We start from the raw sequence: 22,153 nt of genomic DNA on the forward strand, positions 1-22,153 counted from the left end.
CCCTTAAGGGCGGTTATCGAATTCGGTTTAACGCTACACTATCAAAGACCATGATTTTCGTTCTGGACAACTACGATTCGTTTACATACAACCTGGTGCAATACATGGGAGAGCTCGGGGCGGAGATGGTCATTCGCCGCAACGACGAGCTTACGGTGGATGAGGTGGAGAAGCTTGCGCCGGAACGGCTCGTGCTTTCTCCCGGGCCATGCACGCCGCAGGATGCCGGCATTCTCATCCCGCTGATCCAGAGGTTTGCCGGGAAGGTCCCGATCCTGGGAGTTTGTCTCGGCCATCAGGCGATCGGCGCCGCGTTCGGAGGGGATGTGGTCCGCGCCCCGCAGTTGATGCACGGCAAGACCAGTGAAGTCGAACACGACGGCAAGACGGTCTTCTCGGAGATCTCCAGTCCGATGACCTGCACTCGATATCATTCGCTCATCGTTTCCGAAGAGACGCTGCCGGCCGAACTTGAAGTCTCCGCACGCACTCACAATGCCGATGGAACGACCACGATTATGGGGCTTCGGCACCGTGAGTTCCCGATCGAGGGCGTCCAGTTTCACCCTGAAAGCGTCCTTACCAGCGACGGCAAAAAGCTGGTCAAGAACTTTCTGGAGTTGTGAGCAGTGCCTGGAGATCTGAAACAGACCTTAGTCTTTCGCCCGAAACATAGCGGATTAGAGAGATCGGCAGTTTTTCTAGGAGTCATTCTCTTTACGTCGGGTGCACGAGGGCAGCAAGCGCCACCGCCGCCGACCCCAATCGCCTACGTCGCCACCGAAGGGGTGACCGTCTCCGGGTCTCTCGAAGTCGCTAACGGCAAGGCGGTCATTGGCAATAACGGCGCGATCACCGCGGGGGACAAGACGGCTACGGTCAACCTCGCGCGCGGCGGGACTTTGCGGCTTTGTGCAACCACGACGGTGCATCTGTCGAGCGATCGCTCCATTACGGATGTGCAGTCGAGCGCACTGATGATGGCCCTGGACCGCGGGGCACTCGAGGCGAGCTACACGACCGGCAAATACTCCGATGTTGTGATGACACCTGATTTGCGCATCCTCATCTCCGGCCCGGGCGCAGCTGATATGAAGATCCGGGTGAGTTCGAAGGGCGACACCTGCCTCGACAATCACGGGGCGAACGCCCCTTATGTCACGGTGACCAGCCTGCTTGAGGGCGGCCTGTATCGCGTTCAACCAAACCAGCGCGTGCTATTTGAACATGGCGACCTAAAGGAAGTGGTCGACAACGAGAGCGAACCGTGCGGCTGCCCGGCCGCTCCAGCGGCGGTAGCGGAAGCTGGAAAGCCGGTCGGGGGACCATCCTCGACGCAGGCCGATACTGCCTTCCCTCTTGCCCAGAGTGAAGGGCTGGCCCCCGCGCCACCGCCAGCGACGACCCCGGCGGTGCCTCCGGGACAAACGCATGCTCAAGTCACGGTCCCGCTGGTCTATGACAGTGGCGCACCCCCGCCTCCGCCGCCAGCCGAAACACCCTCGGCGCCGGTGACGCAAGCGGCGCCTCCGGTCCAACCGCCCAAGCAGAAGCCGGTGGGCTTCTTCCATAAGGTTGGCCACTTCTTCTCCAAGATCTTCGGCGGGTGATCGACCCTGCTTTCTTCCTTCGACTCCTACAAGCAGTACTCTGAACAGCATGGAGAACTTCCGTCTTCGGGTCTTCCGAGCGGTGGCCGGGCACCTCAATTTCCGCCAAGCCGCTGAAGAACTGCTGCTGACTCAACCGGCCGTCACTCAACAGATCAAGGCGCTCGAAACGGAGTTGGCGACGGCGCTCTTCGATCGCAGCGGTGGCCGGATCTCGCTGACAGCGGCGGGCGAAGCCCTGCTTCCATTCGCCGACAAGCTGGCGGCACTCTCAGAAGAGGCCCGTGAAGCAGTAGCTGCGACGACTGGACAAACTGCCGGACACCTGGGTATCGCTGCTTCGCAAACCATAGGCCAATACCTGCTTCCCAGGCTGATTGCCGGGTTCTTGAAAGACCATCCACGGGTCGAGATCACGGTGACTGGCGGCAATACGCAGGCGGTGCTCGAAGCGCTCATTGAACACCGCGTTCAAGTCGGACTGATTGAGGGCCCGGCCATGCGACGCGACGTGAAGGTCGAACCGTTCATGGAAGACCACATGGTCTGCGTCGTTCCTCCGAGCCATGAGTGGGCCGATGACGAGATCGGTTTGCAGGAGTTGCGTAGCGCGGTGCTGGTGACGCGCGAGTTCGGTTCCGGGTCGCGACGGATTGTCGAGCAGGCGCTCGAGGCGGCAGGGCTGCCGCTCAAGGAGCTGCAGCTGGGCATGACCTTCGACTCGACGGAGGGTCTGCTCAGTGCGGTCGAGGCGGGCCTGGGAATTGCCTTCGTCTCGCGCTGGGCGGTCCGCAATCAGCTTGCTCTTGGAACGCTGCGACTCGCGAGGATCAGGAAGCTGAAACTGGCGCGGATGTTCTCGATCGCCACTGCGGCCGGCCCCGACGCGACGGGTGTGGCTGGCAGCTTTCAGCGCTTCGTGATGGAACGAGCCGAGAGCCTGGCGCCACGGGCGACAGGTGGAAGGAGCAACCAGACGCGTATTGACGCTTGATCAGTGGCTGGTTGAAGGAGAGGCATTGGCGACCTTCAAATTGCTTGCGCTTCAATCAAAACGAAAGGAGTTGCAGTAGCCGTGCTGGTGGTGAATTGAAAGCCGGCTGCATTGAGTAATGTTTTGTATTCTTGCAGGCTGCGTTCTCTGCCGCCATGCAAGACGAGCATGGTTAGATCCACCAACGTAGTGATGCCAGGGGCGCCAATCTCCTCGATTACCATCTCTATCAAAACGATTCGCCCACCTGGATTGATGGAACGTCTGCAGTTTTTCAGGATGGAGATACAAGCATCATCGTCCCAGTCGTGCAGGATCCACTTCAACAGGTAGAGGTCAGCTGGCGGGACGGATGAGAAAAAATCTCCTGCTGCTACGGAAAAGCGGTCATCAAGTCCGAGCTTCCCGGCGGCTTTCATTGCTGCGGGTACGATGTGCGGCAGATCAAAGACAACTCCCTGCAGCGCCGCGTTCGCTTTCATGAGCGCATGGACCAAGGTGCCGCTGGCTCCTCCGACATCCACGGCGACGCTGATCGATCGGGTGTCCAGTAATCCGGCAGCCTCTCTGGAGATCCCGAGCGATGAGGCTTCCATGAATTGTGTGAAGGCCTCTGCGTCCGCGGGGGTCTTGGCGAAATGCTCCCAGGTTTTACATCCCAATGCCGCCACATCCTGGGGTTGTCCGGATCTGATGGCATCAGACAAGCGGCCCCACGGGAGCCAATGGCCGGAGGCGGGCTGTGCTAAAGCAGTGCCTCTCAAGGAGTTTGGATCGTCCTTGTGCAGAGTCCTGAGGAGAGGAGTTGCAGTAAACCCTGAATCTTCCTGGTAAGTCATCAAGCCAAGCGAGGCGCAAGCACGCATGAGTCGAAAGGTAGCGTCAAGATTCAGCGACTCTGCTTGTGCAATTTCGGCTGCAGTTTTCGGGCCCAGAGCCAGATGTTCGGCGAAAGAAAAAACCGCGGCGTTGCGAACGATCTGGGAGATAGCATAACCAACAATCATTTGGAACATCTGGGCATAGTCGTTCTTAGATCCATAGATATCGCGGGTGTCGGAGAGAGACCCATTCCTGCTATCAGAAGCCATGGCGCATCCTTTCCTGGGCGTTTGCCTGAGCGATGACAATTCCCGCGGAAATTCCAATTGAGTTCAGGTTGGTATAAGTAAACCTTGACCAAGGAATTTATTCCGCGAGCGTCTGCCGTTAAATCGAGATATACCCGCGATCGATGACAAACAGGGAGATGCCGGCTACCAGAATCCACAGCGCGACTCCCTGGAGAAATGGCCTGATGCCGACTTGCTGCAGGGTGCGTTTGGAGAGGCTGGTACCAATCAGGAACAGGGTGGCGGTAAGTCCGGTCCTACCTAAGTGACTGAGTATGCCGTAGGCAGAGACGAATTGCGGAAGATAGGTATTCACGGCAGCCGCCAGACAGAAGAAGAGGATGAACCAGGGTATCTTGATCTTGACGCTGCCCTGGGTAGTTTCGGAGGTGCTGCGATGGCGCGCCATGAAGGCGGCGGTCAGCAGCGAGACGGGCACGATCCACAAGGCCCGCGCCAGTTTGACGGTGGTGCCGATAGCCAATGCCTGGTTGCCGTACTTGGCTGCGGCGCCAACGACTGAGCTGGTGTCATGAATTGCCAACGCTGCCCACAATCCGAACTGGTTCTGGCTGAGATGCAAGCCGTGACCGATTGCCGGAAAGATCAGCAAGGCTACGGAATTCAGCAGGAATACCGTGCCCATGGAGACACTGATCTCTTCTTCGCTGGCATTGTTGATGGGGGCAATTGCCGCGATGGCGCTACCCCCGCAGATCGCGGTGCCGGCGGTGATCAGGAACGACGACTTGCCGGCGACCCGGAAGACTTTGCCAAAGAGCAACCCGACCGCCATGGCCGCGGTGATGCTAATGGCCGTATAGAGAAAGCCGGAGCGACCGGCATGGATCACCTGCTTCAGGTTCATTCCGAATCCGAGAGCGATGACTGAGAGCTGCAGCAAGAGCTTCGCGAGCGAGCTACTTTCGGCCGGAAACGGATGCTCGACGGTAAACCCGAACAGGATGCCAACGGCGAGCGCGACCGGCGGAGAGACGATGCCGCTGGCCGCCAGCAGGAGGCCGATAAAGAAGATATTCTTGCCGTGAAGCGTGGTCATTCTGGATGTATCGGACATGGGTTTCAACCCTCGATATCCAGCATCGGCGCGGCAGAAGGCAAAGTCCAAGCAGAAGTTCTAATCACTCATAAGGCCGGGTGGCAGTGCACCTATCTCAGCCTACTTAGAGCAAGCCAAACGTATTAGAGCAGACTATAAGTGAGGATCAGCAGAACCAGCGCACTTACTCCCACATAGAGCCGGTCGCGCTGCCTCGCAAACCCGATGACGCAGAGCATGACCCGGACCACCGGGGTTGCGACCAGCAGCAAGACTCCCAGCTGGATGATGCTGGCCGGATCCAGTCGCTGCACTCCATGCAACACGCCCGATACCGTGCGCAGATGGTCGGCGGTTGCGTGAAAATGCACGAAGTCGGGCGCGGCGGTCTCGCTGCGGAGATACAAGACACCGCCAGCACCGACCACGACAGCGGCTAGAGTGACACCAATGCGAAGCATGTGGCCAATCTGGACTTCCATCTCTTTGTCGGTGAACGGCATTAAATCCTCCCGGTCGCGCCGTTGAAGATCATCTCGATGCCGAGGGCGACGATTACGACCACGAAGATGATCTTGAGGGTTGCTACTTGTGCCTTCAGCAGGAGCCGTGATCCGATCATCGACCCTAACAGAACTCCGAGCATGACCGGCATGGCCAGCGCCGGATCGATGTATCCACGGGCGAGATAGATCCCCGCGCTTGCCGCCGCGGTGACGCCAATCATGAAATTGCTGGTCGTGGTCGAGACCTTGAACGGCAGCTTCATGGCCTGGTCCATGGCCAGGACCTTGACGGCCCCGGAGCCGATGCCCAGCAAGCCAGACAGGGCGCCGGCGCCAAACATGATGCCGAAGCCGAGCGGCACATGTTGAGCGGTGTAGTGCTGCTCTCCAGAAGAGGCCGGATAATTTCCCTCCAACTTGAGCTTGACGGCGAGCGGGTCGGGCTTGCCGGCAGTGACGTGATCACCCTTTTGACGGAAGGAGGAATAGGCCGAATAGAGGAGCGCAACGCCAAAGATCATCGCAATCCAGTGGCTTGACACCTTGGCAGTCAGGTAGGCGCCGAGTAATGCGCCGAGGGTCGTAGCGACCTCCAGGAACATCCCGATCCTTATATTCGAGAGGCCCTCGCGCACATATGCGGCAGCGGCCCCCGAGGAGGTAGCGATCACCGACACCAGGGAGGCGCCGATCGCGTAACGGATATCCACCTTGAAGAGAAGCACCAAGGCGGGAACAATGACGACACCACCGCCAAGCCCGGTGAGAGCACCGAGCAGGCCGGCCAGGATTGACGTGCCCAGGACAAGTCCGGAAAACGGGACCAGACCAGAAAACGACAGAGCATCCATGTTTCTCTTCCTCGAGTCAGGGCTTGAGTCTTAAGTTCATCCAAGAATTAACGGAGTGTGACCGTTAGCACAAACTGCTGGAAACGCTGGTTCTTTGCTTCGCTCAAGTGACGTGTGAGATTGTTTCATGAATTTCGGACTGTTTCACGAATCTCTAACTCAGGACACTCGTTGGATTCGATCCAGGCTTGAGCGCCATCGTGAATATTCGCGCTCACCCTCTTTTCCGCGCCAAAAGAAAGGTCTATGCTTTCCCCGAAAGCGATTCCATCACGGAGGATCCCTTTATGACAAACAAAGGAAGCTACATCCCGTCCGGATATCACAACGTGACCCCGTATCTTTACATCGATGGGGCAGCGGAAGCGATCGAGTTTTATAAGAAGGCGCTGGGCGCGACAGAAGTCATGCGCCTGCCTGGGACTGGCGGCAAGATCGGTCACGCAGAAATTCAGATTGGCGACTCGCGCATCATGCTTGCCGATCAGAGCGAACAGATGCAGGCCTACGGGCCAAAGCACTACGGCGGCGTGTCCGTCAGCCTGATGGTGTATGTCGAAGACGTCGACTCGGTGTTTCAACGAGCGGTCGAGGCGGGAGCGACGATCAACCGGCCGCTGGCCGACCAGTTTTATGGAGACCGAACCGGTGGGATCATCGATCCCTTTGGCCATCATTGGTATTTAGGAACGCATATCAAAGACGTCTCTCCCGAGGAGATGAGCCAGGGCGCGGAAGCTATGGCGGGAGCCGGCGCGTAGCGAGAACCGGGGATGAGTCTGGGGTCGTTCGTTGAGTCTTAAGTTCCTTCAAGGAGTTAGCATAGATCACTGGAAACGCAGATCCTTTTGCTTCGCTCAGGATGACAGTGGTGTTTTTTGGGAGGGATTGTTTTTCTTGGAATGGTTTCCCTTTGGATGGTTTCTTTTGGGGAGATCCTCTGGGAGATGGTTTCCTCTGAGAGATAGTTTCTCGGGAAGATGGTTTCCTCTGCTAGGTAGTTTCCCCTGAGAGGTAGTTTCTTCGGGAGATGGTTTCCTTTGAGAGTAGTTTCTCGGGAAGATGGTTTCCTTTGTTAGATCGTTTCCCTGAGAGGTAGTTTCTCGGGAAGAGACTGCGTCTTTGTTTTCAAACCTAGGACGCTAGAGAGTCATTCTTGAGCGGATCTCATTCTGGCCTATCAGGGCAGCGGGCTTTTCCTGAGGGAAGGGCCTGCTGAGTTCGTGTTCGCGTTACAGTAACTGCACTTCTGCTCTACGCCTCTCGAGGAACGCGTTCGAGCAGGCGCTTCCAATTCTTCTGATTTCTGCGGAAGTTCTTTTTCAGGTCTTCGAGGATCCGGTCAAAATCTCCGTGGGCCCGCAGCCGATTCCAGGCTGGATTTTTCGAGAACCAGGGGTAGTTCTCGTTGCCTAGATAGATCGCCCTTCGCAGCCAATGAAGCGCTTCGCTTTCGTCGCCCTCGACGGCGAAGTAGGTCGCGAGCCGGTAGGCCATCTCACTGTCCACTTGGGCGGCGGCTAGAGAACCCTCTTCGATGAGCGAGGCTGCGCGCTCGCGTTCGCCGATCTGCGTATAACACATGGCCAAGGTCGGGTAAGCAATGCGCATGCTGGCGTCGTCGCGGATGACCCCTTCGAGTATCTCGATGGCCTGTCGCATTTCGCCCTTACGCATGTGCTGGTAAGCGACTGAGGTCCGGAGCAGTGGATGTCGCGGCTCGAGCGAGAGTCCCTTGGCCAGCTCGTCGCCGGCGAGCTCCAGCTGGTTCTGATATTGATAGACGCGAGCGCGATGGTTATAGATGACCGGAGCATTCGATGGATTCAGCTGCAGCGAGCGGTTGAATTGTTCCATCGCTTCGTCGTACATACCGTCGAGCCGCAGCGTCATTCCAGCGATCATGTGGACATCGGAGTTGTTCGCCGAGGTGAGCAGCAGATGCTCGATGCCATGCCGCGCGCTCTCTTTTTCTCCACGCGAGAGCAGCATGTAGACGCGATACAAGTTGGCCTCGATCGACCCAGGATCGATTTCGAGCGCCTGATCGAAGGCGCGGCGGGCCGCCATCACATGCATCTGGCCGCCGAATCCGTATCGGACATACTGCAGATGAGTGATGCCCAAGCCGCTCCAGGCGGGGGCGAAGTTGGGGTCATTGGCCACGACCTTCTCGAATAGCTCGCGCGCGCGATCGAGATCGCTTCTTGAACTGGTTCGCTGCATGAATGCCGAGAGCATGGCGCGGCCTTGCAAATAATCTTCCGAGGAGGTGTCGGCGAGAGTCTCACTGCGCCCCGTGGGGAAACCCTGAGACTTCTGCACAAACCCCTGCCCTAGTCCTTGGAGCGAGGAAAAGACTTCCGTACAGATTTCGTTCTGCACGGAGACGAGATCGAAAGAGGGTACGCTGATCGCGCCGCCCGCTTTGAGACTCTCGCCGGGCACGTCGAGCAGCTGCCAGTTCAGGTCGAATCCCTGTTCGGAGCGAAAGAAACTTCCGGCCAGCACGAATTGCACCAGCAACTTATGTCCGATCGCCAGCGGATCCAGCTGCTGCACCGGAACGCTCATGAGCGCGCTGGCTGGACGAACCACCAGCGAAGACATTCGCGCCAGGCGGGCGCCGATGGCGTCGGCCAGCGCATACCCGTATAGGGGCGCCACATTGGCTGCGCCGAGATTTTGAAAGGGCAGAACCAGAACGGTATTCTGTTTTGCCTGAGTCGCCGCCGATTCTCGAAAGCGCTCCGCCAGCATCGAAAGAAATCCGGTGGAGCGCTTCTCCACTTCGGCGGGAGAGACGGGTAGATTCGCTGCTGCATCGCCGGGAATGATCCCGGTTTCGATCTGGAGCGCCTTCATGATGGTCTTCATTGCTTCGCGCACATCGGCGGCGGAGGAGTAACGCTCCTGGGGGGTCTTCTCCAGGCAGCGGAAGATGACACTGCCCAGCTCTGGCGGAACATCGGGGCAACACTCTGTCAGCGAGACCGGATCGGCGTACTGAATGGCGCGGATGCTTTGAAACTCTTCGCCATCGGGCCGGGCAAACGGATGGCGACCGCTGACCAGTTCATAGAGGATGATTCCGAGCGCCCAGATGTCGCTTTGCACACTACTCTGCCCGGTCACGAATTGCTCCGGAGCCATATACGCGATGGTGCCTCCGCGGGCGGTGTAGGTCGCCTTGGCCGGCCCACCAGCGCGTGGCGAGGCGGTCTTCGAGGGATCGAACTCGGCATCTTCGGGCGGAAGACGCCGGGCCAGTCCAAAGTCCAGTATCTTCACCAGTCCGCCATCGGTAAGCATGACGTTGGCGGGTTTGAGATCGCGGTGGAAGATACCCAACTGATGCGCCGCGCTCAACCCGTCGGCGATCTGAATGCCCACCGACAAGACGAGCTGCAAGCTGGCCGGACCCTGGGCAATGATCTTGTCGAGCGATTGTCCGGGCACATACTGCATGACGATGAAGGCTTCTTCGCCTTCTTCGCCAACCTCGTAGATTGCGCAAACATTCGGATGCTCGATCGCCGAGGCGAGCCGCGCCTCGCGTAACACGGTTGTCCGCATCTGCTCCATGGGCAGCGTTGTCCGTCGCAGGATCTTCAACACGACGGGACGCATCAACTGGGTGTCGTTGGCTAAATAGACGACCCCGCTGCCGCCGGAACCCAACTTACGGACCAACTCGTAGTGCTCGATCACACGCTTCATGTGCTTTCAGTTTAGCGGGTCGGACCCGGGGACTGAAGGTCGCTGCAGGAAACGCGTGGTGTAGGCGATCGGATTCCGGAAAAGACAAAGGTTCAAGCGATGGCGATCATGGACAGGCGCGGTTGCCGCCGCAGTACCTGCCGCACGCTTTTAGCCAATTCACGGATTTTTGAGGCGCACCCGCCACGCAGCGTTTCATTCGGGCTAGACGGTGTCGACTGAGAATCAGGCCTGCTCACTGGCGTCTGAATTCAGATTTCGCCGGCTCCTCCCTCTTGCGCGAGGGCCGGAGCCAGCGATGAAGCGTGCTGTGCTTTTCCTTAGATCTGGGCGGTTCCTCCGTCCACGAACAATTCCACTCCATTGACAAAACTGGAATCGCTCGACGCGAGGAAGAGAGCCACGGTCGCTATCTCCTCGGGCCGGCCGATCTCGCCCCGCGGAACCAGAGTTTTAAAGTATTCTTTTGCCTCCGGGCCCAACGGATCAAGGATAGGAGTATCAATCGTGCCGGGGCTGAGGATATTCACTCGAATCTTCCGATCCTTCAAGTCAACCAGCCAAGTCCGAGCGAAGGAACGAACCGCGGCTTTGCTGGCGCTGTAGACGCCGAATGCCGGGAAGCCCTTGATGCTGGCGATCGACCCGTTGAGAAAAATGGAACCACCATCGCTGAAGAGCGGCAAGGCCTTCTGCACTGTAAACAGGGTGCCGCGAACGTTCAGATCAAAGGTCGAGTCAAAATGCTCCTCGGTGATCTCACCGATCTTGCCGAACTCGCCTCGACCCGCACTGGCGAACAACACGTCGATCCGCCCTTTCTCGCGCTTCACCGTTTCATAAAGGCGATCCAGATCAGCAAGGTTCGCCGCGTCGCCCTGTACGCCCGTCACGTTCCGTCCAATCGCCTTGACTGCCTCGTCCAGCTTGTCCTGGCGGCGTCCGGTAATGAATACATAGGCGCCCTCTTCGACAAAGAGCTTTGCCGTCGCCAGGGCCATGCCCGACGTAGCCGCGGTGATGACTGCGACTTTGCCTTCCAGCTTTCCCATTGAAATCACTCCTCAAACTGATGTTTAATCCCCAGCCGTAAGGCCCGAGACCTACAGTTAGATGGAGGGTGAACTAAGAGGATTCGACAGAATTCGGATTGGGATTCGAGAGCGTTCGCCGCCAAGCTGGTTACTTGGCAAGGAGGGTGTAAAGAATCACTGCCTGTGCGAGTTGAGCGAAAGGAGCGCCTGGTTGAGCGATCTGCCATTCTGCCATTCGTCACGATGGATAGTGAAACGCAAAAACGCCCCTCGGGCTTCCCTGAGGGGCGTTTGATGTTATTCCGGCGATCACCTAATCTCCCACACACCTGCGCGTGCAGTACCATCGGCCCAGCGAGGCTTAACTTCCGTGTTCGGGATGGGAACGGGTGGGACCCTCGCAGTATGGTCACCGGAAACTTGAGAAGGCGCTTGGCGGGAAGTTCCCCGCAGCCGTAGTCTCATTCTGGTTTGAGCTCTGCGGGTGGTTTATCCCGGGCTAATACCGAACGAGGAAGAGGCAAACTGGCGCCATTCAACCTGATTTTTCACAACGAAACCGATTGGGTGGATCGTGATTGCTTACGCTCACGATCCTTTAAGTCAATTACTTGGCTGTGTCAGTTGAATGCTCTTTAGCGGCGGTGATTTGCTGCGCAGAGTTAATTCTATGGACAAGCCGAACGGGCGATTAGTACTGGTAAGCTACATGCATTACTGCACTTCAACCTCCAGCCTATCAACCAGGTGGTCTTCCTGGACCCTTCTTGACCCTTTTGGGTTGGGAGATCTCATCTTGGGGCGTGCTTCCCGCTTATATGCATTCAGCGGTTATCACAACCGAACTTCGCTACCCAGCCGTGCCTTTGGCAAGACAACTGGAACACAAGAGGTTCGTCCATCCCGGTCCTCTCGTACTAAGGACAGCCCCCCTCAAATCTCCTACGCCCACAGCAGATAGGGACCGAACTGTCTCGCGACGTTCTGAACCCAGCTCACGTACCGCTTTAATAGGCGAACAGCCTAACCCTTGGAACCTTCTACAGCTCCAGGATGCGATGAGCCGACATCGAGGTGCCAAACCGAAGCGTCGATATGAACTCTTGGCTTCGATCAGCCTGTTATCCCCGGCGTACCTTTTATCCGTTGAGCGATGGCCCTTCCATACAGAACCACCGGATCACTAAGGCCTGCTTTCGCATCTGCTCGACTTGTAGGTCTCACAGTTAACCACACTTATGCCTTTGCACTCGACGGCTGATTTCCAAACAGCCTGAGTGTAGCTTCGCGCGCCTCCGTTACAATTTAGGAGGCGACCGCCCCAGTCAAACTACCCGCCTTACTATGTCCCTCTCCCGGATCACGGGAGGAGGTTAGATTCACAACACTCACAGGGTGGTATCTCACCGGTGGCTCCACCAAGCCCAAGAGCCTGGTATCAAAGCCTCCCACCTATCCTGCGCAGTAAGAGTCATAAATCATAGTAAAGGTGTAGTAAAGGTGCACGGGGTCTTTCCGTCTAGCTGCGGGTAACCGGCATCTTCACCGGTACTACAAGTTCGCCGAGCAACTCGTTAAGACAGTCGTACGATCGTTACACCATTCGTGCAGGTCGGAACTTACCCGACAAGGAATTTCGCTACCTTAGGACCGTTATAGTTACGGCCGCCGTTCACCGGGGCTTCAATTCAAAGCTTCGCCTTGCGGCTAACCTCTCCTTTTAACCTTCCGGCACCGGGCAGGTGTCAGCCCCTATACGTCGTTTTCGACTTAGCAGAGACCTGTGTTTTTGTTAAACAGTCGCCGTACGCGTTTCACTGCGGCCCACTTGCGTGGGCGCTCCTTCTCCCGAAGTTACGGAGCTAATTTGCCGAGTTCCTTAACAAGCTTTCACTCGAGCGCCTTTGGATATTCTCCTCGTCTACCTGTGTCGGTTTGTGGTACGGTTCCCATCCCCTCTCCTTAGAGGTTTTTCTCGGCAGCGTGGAATCAGCAGCTTTCAGCCATACGGCTTACTGCTTTGCGCCTCACTGTTAAGCTCCAACGGATTTGCCTATCGGAACCAGCTTGCGCGCATCGAACCCCATAGCCATAGGAGGTCCTGCTTATCCTTCTGCGTCACCCCATCGTCAAACGAGAGTATGGGAGGTCCGGAATATTAACCGGATGTCCATCGGCTACGCCTTTCGGCCTCACCTTAGGGACCGCCTAACCCTGAGCGGATTAACCTTCCTCAGGAAACCTTAGACTTTCGGCGTGAAGGGTTCTCACCTTCATTATCGCTACTTATGCCGGCAGGGTCTCTTCTCAACGCTCCACCAGTCTTCTCAGTCTGGCTTCATTGCGGTTGAGAATGCTCTCCTACCACGCACACTTTCGTGTGCATCCGCTGCTTCGGTATACAGTTTTAGCCCCGTTATATTGTCGGCACCGGACCGCTTGACCAGTGAGCTATTACGCTTTCTTTAAAGGATGGCTGCTTCTAAGCCAACCTCCTGGCTGTCTGGGCGTTCCGACTTCCTTTCCCACTTAACTGTAATTTCGGGACCTTAGCAGGCGGTCTGGGCTGTTTCCCTCTCGACTGTGAAGCTTAGCCCCCACAGTCTGACTGCCGTACTGGTTGTCACTGGCATTCGCAGTTTGGTTGGATTCAGTAAGCCGGAAAGCCCCCTAGTCCATCCATGTCTCTACCACCAGTGCAAATCATACGACGCTAGCCCTAAAGCTATTTCGGAGAGAACGAGCTATCACGGAATTTGATTAGCCTTTCACCCCTACCCTCAGCTCATCCGAGCTTTTTTCAACAAACACCGGTTCGGTCCTCCAGTGGATGTTACTCCACCTTCAACCTGGCCAAGGGTAGATCATCCCGCTTCGCGTCTATTCCTGCCAACTCAATCGCCCTATTCAGACTCGCTTTCGCTACGGCTCGCTTACGCTTAACCTTGCTGACAAGAATAACTAGCCGGCTCATTATGCAATAGGCACGCGGTCAGACATTCCCTTGCGGGCATAGTCCTCCCACTGCTTGTAGGCACACGGTTTCAGGTACTTTGTACTCCCCTAACAGGGGTGCTTTTCACCTTTCCCTCACGGTACTGGTTCACTATCGGTCAGAAACGAGTATTTAGCCTTACGGGATGGTCCCCGTGGATTCAAGCAGGGTTTCACGTGCCCCGCCTTACTCAGGTATCCGCTTCGAGTCTGGATTATTTTCGCCTACGCGCCTGTCACGCTCTATGGATCCCCTTTCCAGAGGATTCGGCTAACAACCAGATTGGTAACTCTACTGTTGCGGACCCTACAACCCCGGACACACCGAAATGTGACCGGTTTGGGCTATTCCGAGTTCGCTCGCCACTACTATCGGAATCGAGGTTTCTTTCTTTTCCTTCAGGTACTGAGATGGTTCACTTCCCTGAGTTCGCTCGTACCCGCCTATGTATTCAGCGGGCCGTTCGGCGGTTTTGCCGCCGAGGGTTTCCCCATTCGGAAATCTCCGGATATAACGCCTGTGTGCGGCTCCCCGGAGCTTATCGCAGCTTGCCACGTCCTTCTTCGCCTGTTTCTGCCAAGGCATCCACCGTGCGCCCTTAGTAGCTTGACCATAGAATTAACTCTCGCGCAGGAACTCATCCCAACCCTAAACTTGATAAGGAGTAGAACGCGGTTCGAGTCGCTAAAGCTCTATAGCTTTAAATCGCCGCCATGTGTCGATCATGCTCCACCAGGATTACTCCTGATAGGGCATCTCGCACATATCCTAAAGACACTCAACTAAACAACCTCTTGTACTCCGCAATACGAATGCAGGTACAAGGTGTTGCTCAGCCTTGTAATTTATTTACCCAATCGATTTCGTTGTCAAACATCCAGTCGCCAGCACTGCTGACGCCCACCCTCAGGTGGATCGAACCGGCCTTTCGCAAATATCGACTGCGATCAGCCCTGCTCAAAGATCGGCATCTCGACACGATTCGTTATGATCGCCGAGATGACCAGCTTTAAGCAGACTCTATTTGGACTTGCCGGAAATGGTGGAGCTGAGGAGGATCGAACTCCTGACCCCCTGCTTGCAAAGCAGGTGCTCTCCCAGCTGAGCTACAGCCCCAGGTTGCTACAACCTTGTTTGATAAGGAGTGGTGGGCCTGGGTAGATTCGAACTACCGACCTCACCCTTATCAGGGGTGCGCTCTAACCAACTGAGCTACAGGCCCGTCATCTTTGCAGCCTTCTCAGTATACCAACTGCCGAGGCAGACCGCATACCGAAACGACTGACCCGCGTGGCGTCCATTCAATTCCGCTTCATCGACCGCCTTTAGAGTTCCGCGAGCGGAACGGTCAAAGGCAATCTCTAGAGTTTCGAGGACCAGGTTGAACATGCAGAGCAGCTACGCCGCTCTTGACCATCGTGGATATTGCAAAGAAGCAGAGATGGCTTGATTCAGGCTCTCCCGGGTCAACCTTGCGGTCAATCCCGAGAGGTACATGGCAACGTCCCGAATACGCTACTGCAAGCAGTAGTCCGCTGTCGCGGAAGCATTCGAGTGCCATGACGTTCTCTCTTAGAAAGGAGGTGATCCAGCCGCAGGTTCTCCTACGGCTACCTTGTTACGACTTCACCCCAATCATGAATCACACCTTGGACGGCTGCCCCCTTGCGGTTGGCTCACCGGCTTCTAGTGCAACCCACTTTCGTGATGTGACGGGCGGTGTGTACAAGGCCCGGGAACGTATTCACCGCGGCGTTCTGATCCGCGATTACTAGCGATTCCAGCTTCATGAAGTCGAGTTGCAGACTTCAATCCGAACTGAGGCCGGCTTTTTCCGATTAGCTCCCCCTCACGGGTTTGCGACGGTTTGTACCGGCCATTGTAGCACGTGTGTAGCCCTGGACATAAAGGCCATGAGGACTTGACGTCATCCCCGCCTTCCTCCCCGTTATCCGAGGCGGTCTCACCAGAGTGCCCAACTGAATGATGGCAACTGGTAATAAGGGTTGCGCTCGTTGCGGGACTTAACCCAACATCTCACGACACGAGCTGACGACAGCCATGCAGCACCTATATAGCAGCCCATTGCTGGGAAGGGATATTTCTACCCCGGTCCACTACATTTCGAGCCCAGGTAAGGTTCTTCGCGTTGCGTCGAATTAAACCACATGCTCCACCGCTTGTGCGGGCCCCCGTCAATTCCTTTGAGTTTCAGCCTTGCGACCGTACTCCCCAGGCGGATCGCTTAACGCGTTAGCTTCGGCACGGCGGGATTGGGTACCCGTCACACCAAGCGATCATCGTTTAGGGCTAGGACTACCAGGGTATCTAATCCTGTTTGCTCCCCTAGCTTTCGTGCCTCAGCGTCAGTTATGGTCCAGTGAGCCGCTTTCGCCACAGGTGTTCCTTCCGATATCTACGCATTTCACCGCTACACCGGAAATTCCACTCACCTCTCCCATACTCAAGCCCGGCAGTTTCTCGTGCAGACTTCGAGTTGAGCCCGAAGATTTCACACAAGACTTACCAAACCGCCTACGCACCCTTTACGCCCAATAATTCCGAACAACGCTTGCCCCCCTCGTATTACCGCGGCTGCTGGCACGAAGTTAGCCGGGGCTTCTTCTATTGGTACCGTCATAATCTTCCCAATCGAAAGGAGTTTACGTCCCAAGAGACTTCATCCTCCACGCGGCGTTGCTGCGTCAGGGTTTCCCCCATTGCGCAAAATTCCCCACTGCTGCCTCCCGTAGGAGTCTGGACCGTGTTTCAGTTCCAGTGTGTCCGTGCGCCCTCTCAGGCCGGATACAGATCACCGTCTTGGTGGGCCATTACCCCGCCAACTAACTAATCTGCCGCGACCCCCTCCTAAAGCGAATTGCTCCTTTGACCCGTAGGTGTTATGCGGTATTAGCTAAGGTTTCCCTCAGTTATCCCCCACTCCAGGGTAGGTTAGTCACGTGTTACTCACCCGTGCGCCACTTTACTCAGGGCCGAAGCCCCTTTCTCGTTCGACTTGCATGTGTTAGGCACGCCGCCAGCGTTGATTCTGAGCCAGGATCAAACTCTCGTTTGAAACTGTTTTGCTGCGATTCGCAACGAACGGAGGTCCGGGAATCGCAGCGCATCGCAGCGCTCGAAAGGCCGCGATGCTCAATACTAGTGAGAATGATCAAACCAGACTTCTTTGGTCATCTCACGACTGGCATGTTCAACCTGATTGTCAAAGATCCACGCCGGCACCACCAAGGTGGGCCGCTTTGGATCGGGAACACGGCTAGCTCGCCGTGTGTCCTCGAACTTGTTGCGCTGTGCTGACGGCGAGTGTGCTTTACGTTCAGCATCGCTCGAGCCGCGTTAGGCGAACTTTCTAAGAATATCGGACATTTGCCGGTGTGTCAACCACAAGTTTAACCTTCTGTTGACGCTTGCTCCTCCGCGATAACTACCCGCCTGGGTCGTTCATACACCGGAGTGCAAGCTTTCCGACTTCCGTAGCTTCTAAGGAAACCGCGCACAGCACGAAACTCTCAAATATCAATCAACGGCGCTAAGCCGATGCGGGCCAAAGCCCTGGAGCAGATTCACTCTGCTTTCTTGCTGATGGATTGTTCGCGCTGGAAGGTCTTGCCTTCTGGGACGTGTAACGTCCGTCGAACTACCACTATTTCGCCTTACTTCTTGTTTGCGGGCTCTTGGCCGCGCCGGCGAAACTTTTTTGAGGCTGCACTCAACCGCTGTGCAACTTTCTTAATCTAGCATTGTTGGAGGCGCTTTGCAACTTGGCTCAGCCTTCCAACAACTGGCCGCAAGCAACTGCCTTGCGACTCATTTGAAGGTACCAGTCTCGAACGGCGAACGCAATGTTGAAAACCCTGATGAATTGTTGAAAACCCGGTTTTAGAGGGTTGCGGGGAGCGGATTGCGGGAAGTGATGCCCTGCTTAGGTGCGGCCGGGCAAGTAGAAGGCGGAGCGAACTCACTTTGTCAGAATTTCCGGTCTGGGGATCCGAGAGACTCACAAGAAGATTTAGAGACGAGCTTCGGACGCCCAACAGATTGCCGGGATGAGGTCCAGCAGACTACCGGGGTGAGGGAAATTCCGCCCGCTAGCGAATGCCGCGGTTACAATCTCTGCGTATGCCCGGTCCCAGCGGGAGTAAGGGAGGCGCGGCCGCGATGTTCAACTATACGCAAAGCTTTCTGATCGTGGTTTTTACCGTCGGCGGCTCGCTCGGGTTCATGTTGCTTTTGAACCGCATCTGGCCGTGGGAGAAACGCCATGTTCATAACGACGTCATTGGCTGGCAGTTAAGCGTGCTGGGAACCACCTATGCTGTCATGCTCGGCTTCATGCTCTATACGGTGTGGACGGACTTTTCGGCCGCGGATCTGAATGCGGACTTTGAGGCAAACGCACTGGTGAACATCTACCGCCTAGCCATTGGGCTTCCTGAACCCCAGAATACCCAACTTCGCGGCCTAACAAGGTCCTACGCCCGGGTTGTCTTAGAACAGGATTGGCCGATGATGGCTAACGACAGAGTTCCCGAGCAGAGTCAGCAGCTCAATCAGAAAATGTGGGAGACCCTGGTCTCGGTCAGGGTCGCGTCTCCTCCGGAGAGCACTGCGGAAGACCATGCTCTTTCCGAACTCAGCTCGCTCAGTGAACGGCGGCGAACCCGCTTGTTACAGAGTGCGTCGCGCCTCCCCGCTATTCTTTGGTGCGTCTTGATCATTGGAGGTGCGGTAACGATTGCCTCGGCTTCGATGTTTGGCTCGGAAAACACCGTCCTTCATGTGCTCCAGGTTTTCGCATTTTCGATGCTAATCTCGCTCGTATTAGTCGCGATTGCCGACATCGATCGACCTTTTCAAGGTTCGGTGCATGTCAGCAGCGTCGCTTTCGAACGTGCTCTAGAGAACGTGAAATGACATGGCGTTCATTTCTACAGCGGGAGTTTCTGCGGAGGCGTACGCAATCCCCAGAAACTCCCGCTGTGGACTAGTAGGCCTGCAATTGCTGCAGTGGGAGCCGGACCTGGAAGCAGGTTGCTCCGGGTGCGGATTGCACTCGAACGAACCCCCGATGTTTGCGAACGATCCGCATGACCACGTCCAGCCCCAGGCCGAGCCCCTTGCCGGGCGGCTTGGTGGTGAAGAATGGCTCGAAGATCCGGTCCTGGTCTTCAGCCGGAATCCCCGGACCATTGTCCCAAACCTCAACCAGAAGCAGGTCTCCGGAAGCCAAGGCTTTCAATTCAATGCGCCCGTTGTCCTGGATGGCGTCGAGGGCGTTTTCAATGAGCGCGGTCCAAACCTGGTTGAGCTCGCTGCCGTAGGCGTTGATGCACGGTAAATCGGGCGCGTAAGTACGGACAACTTCGACGTGCTGCAATCGCAGTTGCATCATGGACAAGGTCGTATCGAGCGCCCGAGGAACATCAATCTCCTGAATCGGCGCCTGATCCATGTAGGAATAGTCTTTGATCGCCTTAATGAGATCGAAGATGCGGGCGGTCGAATCGATCATTGCCTCTGTCATCCGCTCCGCCCGCAGGGATGAGGAGAACTGCGAGAGCACGACGGTCGTGGCTCGAGCGTCGAGCAAGTCGGCTAAAGGAGCGAGATGATCGGCACAGATCCCAGCCTCGGCCAGCTCTGGCGCGATCTGCCAGGCATTTTCGACTCCATGAGCGGCTAGCCATGAGTAGATTCCATCCTCCTGGAGCGACACGTCGACGCCGCCAGTCTGTTGCCGCTCGCGGGCGATGGCAGAAATCGAATCCTGCCAGTTTCGAACCTGCTGTAGTTTGCTGTCATCCATGCAAAGCGAACCCAGCTTGTATTTCTCGTGGCCATAGATCCGCAGCTCGTCGAGCAGCCCACCGGCTGCGCGCTGAGCAGCCGATGCCGGGTTGTTCAATTCATGCGCCAGGTTTGCCGCGAGCTTGCCGAGCGCGGTCAGCTTCTCGGTCTGCTGTTCCATCCGGGTAACTTCTCGCACCCGGTCGAGCAGAATGCCGACACAGCGCTGCCCCATACTGGGTATCGCTGTCAGCATCTCGGGAAAGAGCGAACGATCATAATCGAGCGCCCAGGAATCAGCGGTTGTGTATCCCATGCCTCCGTAGAACTTCATGCGCGAAAATGGGAGCAGGCCGGTGATTTGCCCGGAGCGTCCGATAAACAGAGCATCGGCCGCGCCGCGCTCTCGCCGGACATGAATCTCACCTTTCAGCAGGATCGTCATCCGTTCGGCGGGATCGCCTTCATGGAAGAGCACCGCGCCGGCGGGTTCAAAGCGTTGCTCTCCGTATCTCGCCAGCCACTCGTACTCCGGGTCAGTGAGGCCGTTTAGCTGGGTGACCTTTTTCAACGCACAGATGACCTGGGGAAGTGGGGCCGCGTTCTCAACGGCGGAGACGTTCCGATCGGTTATGAGCTGTTCCATTCTTGCCTCGCCCTTTCGGTATCTAATTAGGGTACTATGTCATCCGGTCGGCCCTCGGAGGGTGCCCGATCATTTCCCGGATGCATTTGCATGAAATGAAAGAATAAGGGGTGATACGCAGCCGAACTCTTTTGGTTCACTTCTCGTGGCTTTTCGTTCACTCCTTATGGCTGGCCGACCTGGCACGTTTCTCTTGCCCTCCCATCGGCATCGCGTCGACGAGATCATCGAGCTTCAGCACTGACACTGGTTTGCGGCTTCGGTATTTCTCCCCGCCATCTTTGCCGACCAAGACCACTGCAAAATCAGAGGCATCCACCCGGAAGCGGCTTCGTATTGCGTTTATCTCGGTTTCTTTTAAGAGTACGAACGGAGCGTCCAACGGCTTCTCAAAGCCGGTTTGCTTGATCAGAACGGGAATGTAGAGCAGGTTGCGATCCATCATATCGTCGGCATACTGCTCCAGCAGCTTCTGTTGGGTAGCGAAGGAGGCGTCTTTTGCATTCGGCGCAAAGACGAGAACTGGCCGGTAGCAGTCCCTCATGGCTTTCAGGGTGGCCGGCTGCACCGGGCAACTCAGATCGGCCTGTGCGACGGCACGGGGAGCGAGCGCGAAAGCAGCGAAGGCCAGCAGAGCGGAAGAAATTCTCATACAAGTTGGACACGAAAATTTGCCAACTGAAGGGTGGTGCTGCTTCCAATACAGTTTAGCCAAGTAAATCCTCTGCCAAGTAAATGCCCTGCGTTCAACTCTTACGGCTTCGCTGCAGCCGCCTTGAGCGCGCGGGTCCCCGGCTCCGACTCCTCGACGCAATGAAACGGCGCGCCACGATCCTGAGCGAACCAACGGATCACCTCCAGAAATGCTAAACCGGCATGGGAAAGAATGGCCTGCTTGCGGTGAACGAGCCGCAGTGTGCGCTCAATCTGCAACTCCTTCACTGGGATTCTTACCAATTCTCCGGAATCGAGCTCCGGCTGGACGGTGAGGCCGGGCGCGAAGGCGACCCCATTCCCGCTGGCTACAAAGCGTTTGATCGCTTCCAGGCTGGGCAATTCGATGACCATGTTCAGGGGCGTCTTATGGGCTAAGAATGTCTCGATTACCTTACGGCGCAGCGGGGACGGCACGTTGTGGGCAACGAAAGTTTCCTTACCAAGGTCGCGGATCGTCAGCGCCTTCTTGCGAGCTAACGGATGCCTGGGGCCAACCACAAATGCAAGCTCATCGGTGTACACCCGGATCGATCGAAAGTGTTCATCCGGGCGGTACGACATAATTCCGAATTCTACATTGCGCTGGAGCAGCTCATCGGGGATCTTCGTGGCCAAAGAGCGCTGGACGGTGACGCCGATCTCGGGGCAGCGCTGACGAAACTCGTTCAGGACCGGCAGCAAGTAGAGGCAGGTGTACTCATTCGCAGCGAGCAAGAGACGGCCTCGTTCGAGGGCACGCAATTCCTTCAAAGCAGCCGTCGCCTGATGACGGAGGCCGAGAAGCTTTTCTGCGTACTCGCGCAACAACTCACCGGCCGGGGTCAGCGTCCCATCCCGCGAGGCCCGCTCAAACAGGATTTCGTTCAAGTCGCCTTCGAGCTTGCGAATCACCTGGCTGACCGCGGGCTGGGTGCGATGCAGCCGGTTTGCCGCTTTCGAGAAGCTGCGCTCCTCGGCGACGGCAAGAAAGGTTTCGAGTTGGAAGAGGTCAATCACGGCAACGCTCTTACGGGTTTACTGGAACCGCTCGATTAGACGAGCTATCGATAAGTGCAGCTTATAGTAACTAAAAGAATTATAAACTTGAATTATGGGCAGGT

Annotated in this window: 15 protein-coding genes, 2 tRNA genes and 3 rRNA genes; 5 read left to right on the top strand and 15 right to left on the bottom strand. The window is 56.6% G+C overall.

Translation table 11 applies throughout. The annotated features are described in order from the left end of the window. Positions 1–50 precede the first annotated feature (50 nt). From ACPOL_RS04935 to ACPOL_RS04945, 3 genes are read left to right on the top strand one after another with little or no spacing between them, the layout of a single operon-like run. The gene (locus tag ACPOL_RS04935) at positions 51–626 is read left to right on the top strand and encodes an anthranilate synthase component II (RefSeq protein WP_114206073.1); all 576 of its coding nucleotides are present in this window, start codon (positions 51–53) and stop codon (positions 624–626) included. Positions 627–629: 3 nt separating this feature from the next. Then, positions 630–1,610, top strand: coding sequence for a hypothetical protein (locus tag ACPOL_RS04940; RefSeq protein ID WP_114206074.1), 981 nt, complete (start codon positions 630–632; stop codon positions 1,608–1,610). 49 nt (positions 1,611–1,659) lie between these two features. Continuing rightward, on the top strand, positions 1,660–2,604 hold the full coding sequence (locus ACPOL_RS04945) for a LysR family transcriptional regulator (RefSeq protein WP_114206075.1): 945 nt from the start codon (positions 1,660–1,662) through the stop codon (positions 2,602–2,604). Between the two features lie 35 nt (positions 2,605–2,639). Here ACPOL_RS04945 and ACPOL_RS04950 read toward each other — a convergent pair whose 3' ends face one another. The 4 genes from ACPOL_RS04950 to ACPOL_RS04965 all read right to left on the bottom strand — a co-directional run bounded on the left by ACPOL_RS04950 (position 2,640) and on the right by ACPOL_RS04965 (position 6,133). Further along, positions 2,640–3,695, bottom strand: a complete 1,056-nt coding sequence (locus tag ACPOL_RS04950) for a methyltransferase (protein WP_201759100.1) — start codon at positions 3,693–3,695, stop codon at positions 2,640–2,642. Between the two features lie 118 nt (positions 3,696–3,813). Further along, entirely contained in the window at positions 3,814–4,794 is a 981-nt protein-coding gene (locus ACPOL_RS04955; RefSeq protein ID WP_114206076.1) for a YeiH family protein, read from the bottom strand. Positions 4,795–4,919: 125 nt separating this feature from the next. Beyond that, a complete protein-coding gene (locus ACPOL_RS04960) occupies positions 4,920–5,279 on the bottom strand; it encodes a DUF1634 domain-containing protein (protein WP_114206077.1) in 360 nt (119 codons plus the stop codon). After that, the gene (locus ACPOL_RS04965) at positions 5,279–6,133 is read right to left on the bottom strand and encodes a sulfite exporter TauE/SafE family protein (protein WP_114206078.1); all 855 of its coding nucleotides are present in this window, start codon (positions 6,131–6,133) and stop codon (positions 5,279–5,281) included. Before ACPOL_RS04965 ends, ACPOL_RS04960 begins: the two co-directional genes overlap by 1 nt. Positions 6,134–6,420: 287 nt before the next feature. On the opposite strand from ACPOL_RS04965, the gene ACPOL_RS04970 reads away from it, so the two are divergent. After that, on the top strand, positions 6,421–6,894 hold the full coding sequence (locus ACPOL_RS04970; protein WP_114210599.1) for a VOC family protein: 474 nt from the start codon (positions 6,421–6,423) through the stop codon (positions 6,892–6,894). 493 nt (positions 6,895–7,387) lie between these two features. On the opposite strand, the gene ACPOL_RS04975 is transcribed toward ACPOL_RS04970, so the two are convergent. The 8 genes from ACPOL_RS04975 to ACPOL_RS05005 all read right to left on the bottom strand — a co-directional run bounded on the left by ACPOL_RS04975 (position 7,388) and on the right by ACPOL_RS05005 (position 16,958). Further along, positions 7,388–9,853 carry a serine/threonine-protein kinase gene (locus ACPOL_RS04975; RefSeq protein WP_114206079.1) on the bottom strand — a complete coding sequence of 822 codons (2,466 nt, stop codon included), beginning with the start codon at positions 9,851–9,853 and terminating at the stop codon, positions 7,388–7,390. 320 nt (positions 9,854–10,173) lie between these two features. Then, positions 10,174–10,905 (bottom strand): SDR family NAD(P)-dependent oxidoreductase, encoded by a 732-nt coding sequence (locus tag ACPOL_RS04980; protein ID WP_114206080.1) that lies wholly within the window; start codon positions 10,903–10,905, stop codon positions 10,174–10,176. 282 nt (positions 10,906–11,187) lie between these two features. After that, a 5S ribosomal RNA gene (gene rrf / locus ACPOL_RS04985) occupies positions 11,188–11,304 on the bottom strand. Between the two features lie 253 nt (positions 11,305–11,557). Continuing rightward, positions 11,558–14,494 (bottom strand): 23S ribosomal RNA (locus tag ACPOL_RS04990). Positions 14,495–14,922: 428 nt separating this feature from the next. After that, positions 14,923–14,998: transfer RNA gene (locus ACPOL_RS04995), tRNA-Ala, on the bottom strand. A gap of 29 nt (positions 14,999–15,027) precedes the next feature. Continuing rightward, positions 15,028–15,104 (bottom strand) — tRNA-Ile (locus tag ACPOL_RS05000). Next, a complete protein-coding gene (locus ACPOL_RS33440) occupies positions 15,095–15,271 on the bottom strand; it encodes a hypothetical protein (RefSeq protein WP_161557216.1) in 177 nt (58 codons plus the stop codon). Before ACPOL_RS33440 ends, ACPOL_RS05000 begins: the two co-directional genes overlap by 10 nt. Positions 15,272–15,458: 187 nt before the next feature. Then, a 16S ribosomal RNA gene (locus ACPOL_RS05005) occupies positions 15,459–16,958 on the bottom strand. The 16S, 23S and 5S rRNA genes sit together here with 2 tRNA genes alongside, the layout of an rRNA operon. A gap of 1,103 nt (positions 16,959–18,061) precedes the next feature. Between ACPOL_RS05005 and ACPOL_RS05010 the strand changes: the two genes are divergently transcribed. Then, a complete protein-coding gene (locus ACPOL_RS05010; RefSeq protein WP_161557217.1) occupies positions 18,062–18,817 on the top strand; it encodes a bestrophin-like domain in 756 nt (251 codons plus the stop codon). 70 nt (positions 18,818–18,887) lie between these two features. Here the strand turns inward: ACPOL_RS05010 and ACPOL_RS05015 are convergent, their stop codons facing one another. The 3 genes from ACPOL_RS05015 to ACPOL_RS05025 form a co-directional block, all read right to left on the bottom strand. Beyond that, a complete protein-coding gene (locus ACPOL_RS05015; protein WP_114206082.1) occupies positions 18,888–20,336 on the bottom strand; it encodes a sensor histidine kinase in 1,449 nt (482 codons plus the stop codon). 157 nt (positions 20,337–20,493) lie between these two features. Beyond that, positions 20,494–20,988 carry a DUF4174 domain-containing protein gene (locus ACPOL_RS05020; RefSeq protein ID WP_114206083.1) on the bottom strand — a complete coding sequence of 165 codons (495 nt, stop codon included), beginning with the start codon at positions 20,986–20,988 and terminating at the stop codon, positions 20,494–20,496. A 101-nt stretch (positions 20,989–21,089) separates the two neighbouring features. Next, positions 21,090–22,049 carry a LysR family transcriptional regulator gene (locus tag ACPOL_RS05025; RefSeq protein WP_414633337.1) on the bottom strand — a complete coding sequence of 320 codons (960 nt, stop codon included), beginning with the start codon at positions 22,047–22,049 and terminating at the stop codon, positions 21,090–21,092. Between the last annotated feature and the right edge of the window lie 104 nt (positions 22,050–22,153).

This window comes from Acidisarcina polymorpha, from assembly GCF_003330725.1.
Taxonomy (GTDB): Bacteria; Acidobacteriota; Terriglobia; order Terriglobales; family Acidobacteriaceae; genus Acidisarcina; species Acidisarcina polymorpha.